The organism is Methanosalsum zhilinae DSM 4017, assembly GCF_000217995.1.
Classification (GTDB): Archaea; Halobacteriota; Methanosarcinia; order Methanosarcinales; family Methanosarcinaceae; genus Methanosalsum; species Methanosalsum zhilinae.
Genome location: NC_015676.1, coordinates 459,201 through 472,224, shown reverse-complemented (window position 1 = coordinate 472,224; position 13,024 = coordinate 459,201). Strand labels below are relative to the sequence as shown.

The 13,024-nt window shown below is 38.6% G+C and carries 14 protein-coding genes and 1 tRNA gene; 12 read left to right on the top strand and 3 right to left on the bottom strand.

What is annotated here, in order from left to right:
- Nucleotides 1-121 precede the first annotated feature (121 nt).
- Nucleotides 122-1,102 (top strand): FAD:protein FMN transferase, encoded by a 981-nt coding sequence (locus tag MZHIL_RS02150; RefSeq protein WP_245527554.1) that lies wholly within the window; start codon nt 122-124, stop codon nt 1,100-1,102.
- 9 nt (nt 1,103-1,111) lie between these two features.
- Here MZHIL_RS02150 and thpR read toward each other — a convergent pair whose 3' ends face one another.
- Entirely contained in the window at nt 1,112-1,672 is a 561-nt protein-coding gene (gene thpR / locus MZHIL_RS02145) for an RNA 2',3'-cyclic phosphodiesterase (protein ID WP_342626833.1), read from the bottom strand.
- 134 nt (nt 1,673-1,806) lie between these two features.
- On the opposite strand from thpR, the gene MZHIL_RS02140 reads away from it, so the two are divergent.
- Both MZHIL_RS02140 and MZHIL_RS02135 read left to right on the top strand, forming a co-directional pair.
- Nucleotides 1,807-2,685 carry a DNA integrity scanning protein DisA nucleotide-binding domain protein gene (locus tag MZHIL_RS02140; RefSeq protein ID WP_013897734.1) on the top strand — a complete coding sequence of 293 codons (879 nt, stop codon included), beginning with the start codon at nt 1,807-1,809 and terminating at the stop codon, nt 2,683-2,685.
- Between the two features lie 190 nt (nt 2,686-2,875).
- Nucleotides 2,876-4,231, top strand: a complete 1,356-nt coding sequence (locus tag MZHIL_RS02135; protein WP_013897733.1) for an MATE family efflux transporter — start codon at nt 2,876-2,878, stop codon at nt 4,229-4,231.
- Nucleotides 4,232-4,239: 8 nt separating this feature from the next.
- Here the strand turns inward: MZHIL_RS02135 and MZHIL_RS02130 are convergent, their stop codons facing one another.
- Both MZHIL_RS02130 and rqcH read right to left on the bottom strand, forming a co-directional pair.
- The gene (locus MZHIL_RS02130) at nt 4,240-5,280 is read right to left on the bottom strand and encodes an mRNA surveillance protein pelota (protein WP_013897732.1); all 1,041 of its coding nucleotides are present in this window, start codon (nt 5,278-5,280) and stop codon (nt 4,240-4,242) included.
- Nucleotides 5,281-5,296: 16 nt separating this feature from the next.
- Nucleotides 5,297-7,279: a ribosome rescue protein RqcH gene (rqcH, locus tag MZHIL_RS02125; protein WP_013897731.1), complete on the bottom strand. Its 1,983-nt coding sequence runs from the start codon at nt 7,277-7,279 to the stop codon at nt 5,297-5,299.
- Between the two features lie 195 nt (nt 7,280-7,474).
- Between rqcH and priS the strand changes: the two genes are divergently transcribed.
- The 9 genes from priS (at nt 7,475) to MZHIL_RS10455 (ending at nt 13,001) form a co-directional block, all read left to right on the top strand.
- Nucleotides 7,475-8,647, top strand: coding sequence for a DNA primase catalytic subunit PriS (priS, locus tag MZHIL_RS02120; protein WP_013897730.1), 1,173 nt, complete (start codon nt 7,475-7,477; stop codon nt 8,645-8,647).
- Nucleotides 8,637-9,365: a DNA replication complex subunit Gins51 gene (locus tag MZHIL_RS02115; protein ID WP_013897729.1), complete on the top strand. Its 729-nt coding sequence runs from the start codon at nt 8,637-8,639 to the stop codon at nt 9,363-9,365. Before priS ends, MZHIL_RS02115 begins: the two co-directional genes overlap by 11 nt.
- 24 nt (nt 9,366-9,389) lie before the next feature.
- Entirely contained in the window at nt 9,390-9,668 is a 279-nt protein-coding gene (locus MZHIL_RS02110) for a 50S ribosomal protein L44e (RefSeq protein ID WP_013897728.1), read from the top strand.
- Nucleotides 9,669-9,676: 8 nt separating this feature from the next.
- Nucleotides 9,677-9,853 (top strand): 30S ribosomal protein S27e, encoded by a 177-nt coding sequence (locus tag MZHIL_RS02105; protein WP_013897727.1) that lies wholly within the window; start codon nt 9,677-9,679, stop codon nt 9,851-9,853.
- Between the two features lie 18 nt (nt 9,854-9,871).
- Nucleotides 9,872-10,672: a translation initiation factor IF-2 subunit alpha gene (locus MZHIL_RS02100; RefSeq protein ID WP_013897726.1), complete on the top strand. Its 801-nt coding sequence runs from the start codon at nt 9,872-9,874 to the stop codon at nt 10,670-10,672.
- Between the two features lie 6 nt (nt 10,673-10,678).
- Nucleotides 10,679-10,849, top strand: a complete 171-nt coding sequence (locus MZHIL_RS10265) for an RNA-protein complex protein Nop10 (RefSeq protein WP_013897725.1) — start codon at nt 10,679-10,681, stop codon at nt 10,847-10,849.
- Nucleotides 10,846-11,601, top strand: a complete 756-nt coding sequence (locus tag MZHIL_RS02095) for a proteasome assembly chaperone family protein (RefSeq protein WP_013897724.1) — start codon at nt 10,846-10,848, stop codon at nt 11,599-11,601. Before MZHIL_RS10265 ends, MZHIL_RS02095 begins: the two co-directional genes overlap by 4 nt.
- A gap of 6 nt (nt 11,602-11,607) precedes the next feature.
- The gene (locus MZHIL_RS02090) at nt 11,608-12,831 is read left to right on the top strand and encodes a TIGR00375 family protein (protein ID WP_013897723.1); all 1,224 of its coding nucleotides are present in this window, start codon (nt 11,608-11,610) and stop codon (nt 12,829-12,831) included.
- Between the two features lie 48 nt (nt 12,832-12,879).
- Nucleotides 12,880-13,001 (top strand) — tRNA-Ser (locus MZHIL_RS10455).
- The last annotated feature ends 23 nt before the right edge of the window (nt 13,002-13,024 follow it).

Sequence of the window (13,024 nt, the reverse complement as noted above, 5' to 3'; positions counted from 1 at the left end):
CTCAGCTATTATCGCATTCAATTATGTTGCCGGTACTTATAGGTTTCGAATTAAATTTAAACCAGATGTTTTCCTATCCTCGGTGATGAAAAATAAACCAGTTATAATATTGGGCTTTTTTATGCTGTTAGCAATTGCTGCATCAATTATTGTATATTCTGGTACAGAAGATATACAGGAAGAGCAGGAATTCAAAGTAACTAGAAACCTGATGAATACACCGATTACAATAACTGTGATCCATACTGATGAAACATATGCATACGAATCTATTGAGCGTGCATTCGATAAAATAGAAAATATAGAAACCACAATGAGCCACTTCAAAAATAATAGTGAAGTGAGCAGGTTAAATCAGGAAGGTGTCATCCATGACGCAGACCCTGAGCTAGTGTATGTTATTGAAACTTCCATACACTATTCCGAGTTAAGCGATGGCGCATTTGATATAACTATCAAGCCAGTACTTGATCTGTGGGAGAGCAAGTTCAAACCAGGAGGTACATTTGAACCACCCACACCAGAAGAAATCAACAACACCTTAGAACTGGTTGATTATTCCAGTATAGAAATAGAGGGTAATTCTATAAAGATAAATCCTGCTATGAGCATTGTTCTGGGAGGAATTGCAAAGGGCTATGCAGTCGACATGGCAATTGAATCATTGAAAAATGATGGAATAGAGAATGCATTTGTCAACGCAGGTGGAGACGGGAAATATATTGGCCTAAACAGTAGACAGTCTCCATGGAAAGTAGGACTTCAGAATCCTGACAGGGAGCAGGAGTTCATTACAATAATCAATATACATGACATGTCAGTTGCAACCAGTGGGAACTATGAGAGATACTTCAGTGATGATGCAAGAGTATCACATATTGCAGACCCCAGAACAGGATATCCATCAGAAGAACTGATAAGTGCAACTGTAATTGCAGAAGATGCAATCAGTGCTGATTCACTTGCCATTGCAGTGTTTGTAATGGGCAAAGAAGATGGCCTGAAAATGATAGAGCAGCTTGAAAAAACAGAATGTCTTATTATTACAGATGATAAACAAATAGTCCGATCAAGTGGCTTTAGTAACTATGAAGCCTCCTGATATTTTACATTACATATCTCCCAGATGGACTTCATGAAGTGTTTCATACACCGGTCCATCTGGAGTTAATGTACTTTTCTTAAGGTAAACGCTGTTAACACTCATTGTCCCTATATCTACATCTTTTAGTTCATTGAACAGCTTCAAAAAATTTTCTTTTTTTGATTTTGGCATGAATTTAACCCTTGCAATAGTCAGATGAGCAGTAAATTCTTTTTTGTCTCTCTTGAAATTTAAATCCTTCAAACATGACTCAACTTCCCGATGTAGTCCTTCAAAACCACCTTCTGCCCCAATCCAGATAACCTTTGCATAGGAGGGTTTTGGAAATACTCCAAGACCGGTAATTCGGGCTTCAAAGGGTTCATAATTGATATTATCAAGAGCCTCTGCAATATCGGGTATAAGTTTATCATCGACGTCACCCAGAAATTTAAGAGTTAGGTGAACCTGCAAAGGATCCACAAATTTGAAATTAAAATCAGAGAAATAAGACTGTACCTGAGAAATTTTATCTGCCATGTTCTGTGGAATATCCACTGAAATAAAAACTCTGACCAAACATACCACCCATAGAAACTATGCTATATTCACTTAAATCATTAACGTTGTTTTTGAATAATAACCTAACTCTTTTTATCTATAACTAACATACTTTAATTACACAGAAAAATAGAACCAAAATGGTATATCAAGGGGATTTGATGAAAAACACAAACATAATTATAAAAAATGCAGTAAACTTAGCCAGAGAACTGAATGCCTGTGCAATAATTGTGTTTGGAGATATCCCAATTGAAGGAAACGAGACCTCCATCCCCATATACTCGATTTCAAAAAAACCTAAGGATTTTATCAAGTATTTGATCTCATCAAGTGTGGAAAAAACAAAAGGGGATACAGACCTTAGCTCTCAGTTAGTACAGGAATGTTCTGGAAAAATCGAACATCTGGAAAAAGTAGCAGCTATCGAACATTTCATGGATCAGATAAGAGATGGTATAGTAATTGGAGTAATTGAAACTTTTGATTCCACATCTATAATTATTCACAATATTAAAGAGAATCCAATGGTCAAAGTGATGCGAGAGTGTGAAGAGAGAGCTTCAACTGATGTCCTGAAGGCCGTGCTTTCTATAGCTCTGGAAATTTCTACTTTTGGAAGAGAAGGAAAAAAAGTTGGTACTGCATTTATTATAGGAGACGTGGAAGAAGTAATGATGCGATCACATCAGATAATAATAAATCCATATTATGGACACCCAGAAGACAGAAGAAATATACTCAACCGGGACAACTGGGAATCAATAAAAGAATTCTCTCAGCTTGACGGTGTTTTTGTGGTCTCAGAAGATGGAATAATACATTCTGCAGGAAGGTATCTTGACATCGACGCAAGAGAAATCGCTATCGATAAAGGTCTTGGTGGAAGACACGTATCGGCAGCCACGATTACAAGAGACACTGTTGCAATAGCTGTTACTATCTCAGAGTCAGGAGGAGTGATCCGTGTTTATATGGATGGTAAAAAGAAATTTTCTATTGAGACATCAGAAAGGGCCATTGAAGTAAACCGGTCCTGATCATGACTATACTTAACAAGTATTCATTTTTTTTAGATATATCTGGAATATAAGATTGGGCATCATATACGAAATGTATTTATGAAGTGCCTGTGAATTATTTTCACCAATTCAGCATAGTATCCGGGATTAATATTCGGATTCCATTTTTTAGCCAGGGGCTTAGAATTAAAAATCAGAGGATTTTTGCTTGACAGATAATAAAAAAAATCTTGAAAAAGAAAACATATCCAATCTTTTGTTAAGATTATCTGTACCTGCAATAATCGGAATGATGATTCAGGCAACTTATAATATTACAGACACTATTTTTGTTGGAAGGGCACTGGGTGAAAATGGTGTGTATGCAATTGGGGGGCTTGCGGTTGCATTTCCTGTGCAGATGATAATAATGGCAACAGCTCTTGCAATTGGAATTGGAGGCGCTTCAATAATATCCCGTTCAATTGGAAAAAATGATGTTGACAGAGCAGAAAGAACGTTTGGCAATGTGATCTTACTTGTATTCATTTCATCAATTGGAATAATTGTTTTTGGAACCATTTATCTTAGCCCAATACTTCAGGCCTTTGGTGCTACGGATGCAATACTTCCATATTCCTACGACTATCTACAGATAATCCTCTATGGTACGTTCTTCTTTTCATTTGCCCTGGCAGTAAACAGCATTGTGAGAGCTGAAGGAAATGCAAATATTGCCATGTACTCAATGATAATTTCTGCAGGATTAAACATACTTCTTGATCCTCTGTTCATATTCGGATTTGGCATGGGTATTAGAGGAGCAGCATATGCAACTGTTATTTCTCAAATAATATGTGCAATGTACCTCATAAACTATTATGTTGGCGGAAAGAGTATAATCAAGTTCAGGTTAAAGAACCTCAAGCCCGACCTCGGAATAGTCAATGAGATCTCTGCAATTGGAATATCTCCATTTGTAAGACAGGGATCCAGCAGTATAGTTGTTATAGTTCTAAATAACGTTCTTGTCATATATGGCGGCGATGTATCAGTTGCGGTTTTTGGAATTATGAGTAGGTTACTGATGTTTACAATAATGCCAGTACTGGGAATCGTTCATGGATTGCAGCCAATCATAGGATTCAATTATGGTGCAAAGAACTATGACAGAGTAATACAATCAGTTAAGCTGTCAGCATCTGTAGCTTCCGGAATATCTTTTGCAGGATTTCTGCTATTGTTTCTGTTTCCGGAGCAACTGATGAACATTTTCACATCTGATAAGATACTCATAGAAGAGGGAATTAGTGCAATCAGGATATCAGTACTTGCACTGCCATTTGTAGGATTTCAGATTATAGGTTCTGCACTTTATCAATCCATCGGAAAAGCCAGGCCTTCATTTATACTTTCCATGAGCAGACAGGTCTTCTTTCTGATACCGTTGGTTATCATATTGCCCCGCTTTTTTGAACTCAATGGCGTATGGATAGCATTTCCGATATCAGATTTACTTGCTTTTGCTTTGACCTTTACTATGGTAAGCCGGGAACTTAAATCCCTCAATATTGAAGAGGTTTGAGTGAATGATCATATTTTAAATCTAAGCAGTGCAGCAATTCCTCCAAGAGCCATTAATTTCTGACCCGGTTCAAATTCTGTACTGAATACTACTACTCTTCCCTGAGCCTGTTCTACTGAAAGCAAAAAAGAATCAATATTATCCTTTTCACGCTCCTGTCTAAGCATTTCGTCTGCTATCAGAAGTGTTTCAATAGCTCCATAATTGAGAGCATTTGTAACCTGTTCAAAACCATACTCTGCTTTACCATCAGTTGCGATCTCCTTTAATAGTTCATCTATTAACATGGATTCCCTTGCAATTCTGGATTCTTCCATAATCCGGTCAACAGCACCTCTTTTAAGGACTTCCTGAAATCCTGAAACTCCGATCGAAGATGTATCTTCCATGACAACCCTTTCTACAATAGATGGTTCTTTATTATTAACATATTTGACAAAATCATCTTTAGTAAAGCCCGGGCCTGCAATCACAATTGATTCCGATCCAGAAGCTGCGGTCATAAGCTGATCCAGAATATTGTCAAAGAAAAGTTCTCTTAGTGTTCCCTCCCCTTTTCCAGAAGACTGTGTAATATGTGAATAGGTTTCAACACCATAATGGCGAACTAGGCCGATATCAGCATCTCCTTCTTCAATGCAGACTATAATTACTTTCGGTCTCCTGGATGCAGCCTCTGCTTCCTGGATCCTCTCAAGCTGGTCATTCTTCCATTTTTTAACAATAGACACATGGGAATCTTCTTCAATATTGAGAGTATGGTAGGATCCCGAATCCATTCCACTTTCTATAACCCCAGTGACCCTTAACCGATTTGAGAATTTGTGAAATTCAATATTCTCTACTCTAACGCCAAGACGAACCGTTTTTTTTTCTGTTTTTTCAGGCCTGATCTTGTCGGTTGCACTTTCTGCTTTTCTTTTGGTTACAGCAAATATAAGGTCGCCTCTCTCTATAATATATTTCAGGTGCCATAAATCATCCAGCGACTCCATTATAAGTGAAATTTCACCTTCGTTTCCTTTGAGATTTCTTTTTACAATCCTCATCAATAGCTACCTCCGATCATACAATATCAGAGCCACCGGGTGGAAGCATCCGGGCAATCTTGTCCGGAGAAGCGATCTGCCTTACAAGAGATACATCTTCTACACTATCCACTAATATACGATATATCTTCTTTGCAATATCGTTCTGGTTGAACTTACCTGGAATCAGCTCAATAATATGCTCGCCCCATTTCGTAATGGCTGATACCGGACCACCTATTACTCTTGGAGTATCTTTTTCAATCCCAACTGCAACTCTCATAGGCACATTTTTGAAGTAATTCCGTTCTCCGCGTATTACAAAGGACCCTTTTTTCAGGTATTCACCGGATTCGGGTGTCTTTGAAACCTGTTCCGGTTTTACCATATAGCAATCTCCTGCAAAATGACCCAGCTTCCAGAGACTGGAATAGGAAACTACAAACCGGGATGCCTCTTCAATTGTGGTGGAGGGTACTTCTTTTCCTTCAGTTTTTATAATTGTTACTGGTGCACCCGGTGCCTGGGTGTGGAAAAACAGATCTCTTTTTTCCATATATTTCTTCACAATTTCTTCATTGGTATCAGCGTCTCTTCCACCTACTACAAGAAAACCATCTGAGGAGATAAACCATCTGAACCTTTCATACCATGAAGGTTTTCTTATGATCTTTCTTTTACTGGGTTCTTTCTTTTCCTTTTTCTGCATGGAAGCTTTTGTTTCTTCAAGAGCTTTCAGAGCACCATCTCTTTTTCGTGTAACTTTTTTTGCCTTTTCATAATACATTTCAGCATTCTGCGGAATTGATTTATTGATGTTGATTTCAACATTTGTTCCATCAAGATCAAGCACAATAATTCCTTTTCCAGGATCAATATTAATAATTGATTTTGCGGCTTGTGTACTGTCTTTTGAGCTTTTTATGATAGATTTTATTTCACTCCAGGAATAACCTTTGCTCCTTGCATTATTGAGAGCGTCTGTTATATGTTCAATATCCTGATAATAGGAGTATATCTTTTCTGCAGCCTGGACATATTTTTCAGCCTGCTTTTCAAATTTGCTGATTGCGGTCTTCTGCTGCTGTAGACGTCTTTCAAATACACCTGCTTTATCTTTTTTTACAGTTTCTACCTTTTCATCCACCTTTTCAAGGGAAGCCTTTCCGAAATATTCATCCAGAGCTTCATTGAAGGATTCATAATATTCCTTTTCATATTTTTCAAATATCTTCAGGTCAAAAGGATTTACATTTATAGGTTCAAGATCATCATTTTTCTTCTTCACTATATTTGGCTTCAGATCACCAGATACAAGAGGTGACAATACATCGTTTACAGATTCACAGAGAATTGATATTTCCTGATCATCAATCTCTTTTGCAGACCTGTTCTTATCAATTCCCGAAACCAAACATATCTCTTCTGAGAGATTTCCACCAAGATTCATTTTTGTTGCAATTGTGCGTACAAGATCACTGGTTGAAGTATAAAGTAGGTCCTTCATTTTCTCTTCTGTTATTTCCAGAGGATTTACCTTGGATTCCGGATATTCATATGTTTCACCACTACGGATTTTTCGTCCCCGGAATGTTACAGGCTTCATTGGGAGAATTATTTTTCTTTCGCTATCCAGAAGAACAATATTTCCCCGTGCAAATAATTCAGCTACAAGCACGGTTTCAACACCACCTCGCACAATCCTGATCTCAATAATCCGGTCAAAATCATACTGGCTGATATCCAGAATCCTGCCCCCTGAGAGATGTTTCCTTAGAAGCATTGGAAACGAGGGAGGTAGTTTTGGATTGGGAGGCAGGTTTTTGCTTATGTGGGCCCTTTTTCCAGCTTCCAGAATCAGATTATCTCGTCCCTTTCCATGGATAAAAAGATTAATTCGGATCTCATCAGAAAAAGGTTGATATATCTTTCCTATCTTTGCATCGATAAGATTATAGGGGCCATGCACAAGCTCATACACCAGAGCAGACACATCAGCACTTGACATTTCATCTTTCATATACTGCGTATAATGTTTTAGTGGACTATATTAGATTTATCCATGATTCACATATGCATAATTGTACAGACATCTGAATCTTCAAGTTACGTATAGACTCTGCAATTGGGTCCATGAATATAGTAAAATAGAATCAGATACAATCACTGGATACATAAACGAATCAATTTGTTTATCACTCAGGAATGAATGAGAATGAATCTCATAACAAAACAATACCTTAAGGAAAGGTTTCAAAATTATTATAAAAATAACTCTGTGAATCCTCCAGTGGATTATCCATCCAGGGAATGGGGATTCATACTTTTTGATGAAATGCCGCAGATAGTGATGCGAAGGCACAAATCGTTTGGTTCAGCAGGAGAGGTAAATGAGTACCTGGAGGGTATGGTCCCATCCCATTGCTATTACTCTGTAGCTTATTACAGATACCCTGCTGCATCCACAATGAAAGAAAAGGACTGGCTGGGAGCAGACTTAATATTTGACCTTGATGCAGATCATCTACCTGGTGCACCAACTTCATATTCTGAGATGCTGGAGCATGTTAAAACGGAAACATTCAAATTATACGATTTTTTAGAGGATGACTTCGGGTTTTCAGAGGATGATATTCAAATTGTGTTCTCAGGGGGGCGTGGATATCATCTGCACATAAATGATCCATGCGTACATGACCTTGACAGTAGCCAGAGGCGCGAAATTGTTGATTATATAAGTTCAACTGGACTGAGTATTGACAGTATGTTCAGTAAAAAACAGGTTTCAGGTGATGCAGGTCAGGAAAATGCAAAAATATCATCTTTTCCCGGTGAAAACAGTGGAGGATGGGAAAAAAGAATAAATAATTTTATCATTTCATATCTACAGAGAATTATAAAAAAAGATAATGCAGTTGATCTGTTGAGTTCCTACAATGGTATTGGCAAGAAAAGAGCAAAAACACTTATAGATATCATTAACAACGAAGATGAAATAGACCTTCTAAGAAACGGAAAGATCGGAAATCTTTCTAAAATGCCTGTCGGATTCATTAAACAAATTGCATATGCCGGCATAAATGAAATGATTGCAAACGTCGACGAACCGGTAACCTCAGATATAAAAAGACTCATACGTCTTCCAGGATCTTTGCATGGAGGTTCAGGCATGAAAGTAACAGTTCTTTCTTCATCTGAGCTGGATACATTTGACCCGCTTACTGATGCCGTGGTCTTTGGAAATGAAAGTGTAGAAATAAATGTAAAGAGACCGTATTCATTAAACATGAAAGGAAAAGAGTTCTGTGTGGAGGAAGGAATATATAATCTCCCGGAATATGCTGCAATACATCTGATCTGCAGAGGAGTGGCAGAATATGGATCTTGATGAACTAAGGAAAATATTTCGTGAAGAACGCAACTCAACCCTGAAAGCAATCCCATCTGATTTCTACTCAAAAGCTGCCGAATATGTCAGAGAACTGGAAGAAGAAATAAGAAAAATAAACAACCCCAGGTCAGTCGAATCAAAGATGCTGGAAGACGAACTTCAGAGTGCAATCACGGATATTGAATACATATTCATAAGACGTATGCGTAAAATTACTACACGTGCAACATCACATGCGTTTTCAAACTCTTCATCAAAACAGGACCTTGATAAGCTGCTCCCCCTGGAACAGCATGTATATAATGAAACCCTCAAAGCTATAAACAGTACAAGAAACGAACTTCTGGAACCAATCCTGAATCCTGATTCTTTCGAGTTCGTAGACCCAGAAGATTGCAGTAAAAAAGACACAACTGAAGCAGTATCCATTAATGATGAACAGAATGAGAGATCCGGAAAATCTGAACCTGTCCACCCGATTGAAGATAAGACGCCAATAACCAGTGATACTGAAAAGGATATAAGCAAAAGTAATATAAACAAAGAATACGATGTTGTCCGAATACTGAAGGATATACCAAAATTTCTGGCAGTTGACAATCGTACTTATCAACTAAAAGCAGAAGATATTGCAAGTCTGCCATCATTGAATGCAAAAGCCCTTGTTAAAAGGGGTGCTGCAAAGTTAATTCCTGATAACAGAAAGAAAAGCTAACCCAATAATGTACAGGTGTAGGTCATGAAAATTCCAAAAAGATTTAGAACACATTGTCCATTCTGTAAAAAACACACAGAACATATTGCAGAAAGGGTCAAAAAAGGTAGAGCATCCACTCTGACCCGGATTACAAGACAAAAGAAAAGACAGCAGGGAATCGGAAACAGTGGTAAATTCTCAAAGGTTCCTGCAGGAGAAAAGCCAACCAAGAGAATTGCACTGAAATATCGCTGTTCAGAGTGCAATAAATCTCATCAGAGACCCTGTTTTAGAGCAAAGAAGTTTGAATTCAAGGAGTGAAATATAAAATGGATGCCCCAAAAAGTAGATTCCTGCGAGTAAAATGCAACGATTGTGAAAATGAACAGGTTATCTTTGGCAGTGCAAGCAGCAAAATAACCTGTCTTGTATGTGGAAGAACCCTTGCAGAGCCAACAGGTGGAAAATCCACAATCACAACTCATATACTGGAAGTTCTGGAATAAGCAATGAAGTGATTATTAATGGATCAAAACAGATGGCCAGAAAGCGGTGAACTGGTAGTATGCACTGTAAAAAATGTGACAGATTTTGGTGCATATACCACATTAGAGGAATATGACCAGAAAGAAGGATTTATACACATATCTGAGATCAAGGCCGGTTGGGTCAAGTATGTAAGGGATCATGTCAGAGAAGGTCAAAAGATTGTATGTAAGGTTCTCAATGTAGATCCCACAAGACGACACATAGATCTCTCTCTTAAGGATGTAAACGAGCATCAAAGGCGCGAGAAGATCCAGGAATGGAAAAACGAGCAAAAAGCTGCCAAGTGGCTGCAGTTTGCTGCTGAGGAAACAAATACAGACAAAGCAGCTATTGATTCCCTCCTAAACCAGTTTTATGATTATTTCGGAAGTGCATATTCTGCCTTTGAGGAGGCTGCGATCAATGGACCTGAGGCATTCAGAGAGATCGATATAAACAAAAAGCTGAAAGATAGTATTATAAAAATTGCCCAGGAGAATATCAAGCTCCCCTTTGTAAACATTACTGGATATGTGGATCTCACAACATCTCATCCCAGCGGAATTGACAGTATAAAAGAATCATTAAGTGCCGCAGCTCAGATCAAGCAGGAAGATGTTAAAATCGATATCAGTTATATCGGAGCTCCGAGATACCGAATAAAAGTAATTGCTCCGGATTATAAAACTGCGGAATCTGTGCTCAAAAAAGCATCACAGATTGCAATTGATAGTATAAATAATGCTGGTGGTAAGGGTGTATTCCACCGGCACATCGACACAGCAGCAAAAGCGTGATGAACTGTGGGTCATAAAATTCTCAGGTGCAGGGAATGCAGTAGATATACCCTGAACAGCCAATGCCCGGTTTGCGGCAAAAAAACAGTCATACCAGGCCCGGCTAAATTTTCACCACTTGATCCATATGGTAAATATCGAAGAAAGGGTAAGATACAGGAGAGAAAGTATTTATGAATGAGACAAAAGTTGTCAAACTGGTGGAGGACATTGAACTTAATAATCCGGTATTAATAGTTGGCCTTCCAGGAGTTGGTCATGTAGGCAAGCTTGTTGCAGAACACCTAATTGAAGAAATAGACTCCGAAAAACTGATAGAACTTTATTCTCCTCATTTCCCTCCCCAGGTCATTGTCGATGATGATAACACAATTCGACTTGTAAACAATGAGATACATGTCTGCCGATCAGATCAGAGAGATATCCTCATACTGGTAGGCGACCATCAGAGTACCACAACAGAAGGACATTATGAATTGTGTGATGTATATCTGGACATAGCTGAAGAATTTGGAGTTGAAAGAATATACACTCTTGGAGGCTTTCCTACAGGCCAGTTAACGCATAAAGATGAAGTAATATGCGCTGTGAACAATCCTTCTATGATCGAAGAATTGAAAGATGCTGGAGTCACCTTCAAAAAAGGGGAACCTGGTGGCGGAATTGTAGGTGCTTCCGGTCTGATTCTTGGTCTTAGTAAATTCAGGAATATAGAAGCTGCCTGCCTTATGGGCATGACATCGGGATACATTGTAGACCCGAAAAGTTCACAGTCACTGTTAAAGGTTCTTTGCAATATATTTGACTTTGAAGTGGATGCCGGACCTCTTGAAGAAAGAGCTAAAGAAATGGAGAAGATTGTTGCCAAATTAATGGAAAAAGAGCAGCAAAAAATGATACAGGAAGAAGACCTCAGATATATCGGATAAGGTCATATGATAATAAATGCAGATCTTCATATCCATTCAAAGTATTCTATGGCAACTTCAAAAAGTATGGACCTGAATACTATTGGAACTGAAGCATCAAAAAAAGGAATCGATGTGGTAGGAACCGGTGACTGCCTCCATCCAATGTGGCTTGAAGAGATCAAAAACGCATCCACTGATGATTCAACCATAAAAATCGAAAATACCCATTTTGTTCTCACAACTGAAGTAGAAGACATAAATAGGGTACATCACCTCCTAATACTTCCTTCTATTTCCAAGGCTGAAGAGCTTGCAGAACGAATTGGAAAGCAGGGAAATTTAACCTCAGACGGGCGTCCTTCTGTTAAGATGGATGGATGCGAAATAGCTGAAATCGGAAAAGATGTAGAAGCGCTGATCGGTCCCTCACATGCATTCACACCATGGACTGCCATCTATGCAGCACATGATTCTCTTCAGAACTGCTATAAAGATATGACAGGCTATATATCATTCCTTGAGCTTGGCCTAAGTGCTGATACAGATTATGCAGATAGGATAAAGGAACTTCACGAGCTGACCTTCCTGACAAACTCTGATGCCCATTCGCCATGGCCAAATAAACTTGCCAGAGAGTTTACACAGTTCAGTGTACCTGAAATAAGTTTTGATGGAATAAAATCTGCAATCCTCAGGAAAAACAAGTACGGTCCAACATTAAATGTAGGATTCTATCCTGAGGAAGGTAAATATAATCAAACTGCCTGTACCCGTTGCTTCCAGCATTTTACATTGGAATCTGCAAAAGAAAATAACTGGAGATGTCCTGAAGACAGGGGACAGATAAAAAAAGGAGTATATGACCGAATAAATGAACTTGCCGATTTTGATGCTCCTATGCACCCCAGCCATCGTCCGGATTATATACATCTTATTCCTCTCTCTGAAATTATAATGATGGCATTGGGTCATTCAAGTATCCATACAAAGGGAGTTCAACAGGCATGGAATAAACTAATTACTGATTTTGGTAGTGAAGTTGCGGTCTTGCTGGACACAGACATTGAAAGGCTTAAAGTTGTTGATGAAAAGATTGTAAACGCTATTTCAGCTTTCAGAGATGGAAAACTGATCATACACGCCGGTGGTGGAGGAAAATATGGATGGATAGAACTGCCGGAAAAAGAAAAACAAGTAAAGGCACAGAATACAGAAAGCAGCAATCAGTCCAGACTGTTTGATTACTGAATCTTTTCGATAACTATATAAATCCAGAGGAACTCTCATATCGGCAATGCCGGGGTGGCAGAGCGGACTAATCCAACGGCACACAAACAAATGCTTCGGAGTCTATACGCGGCAGGCTCGAGACCTGTTTCCCCTTCTGGGGTGCTTGGGTTCGAATCCCAACCCCGGCGTCCTAAAAACAGTAACCACTCAT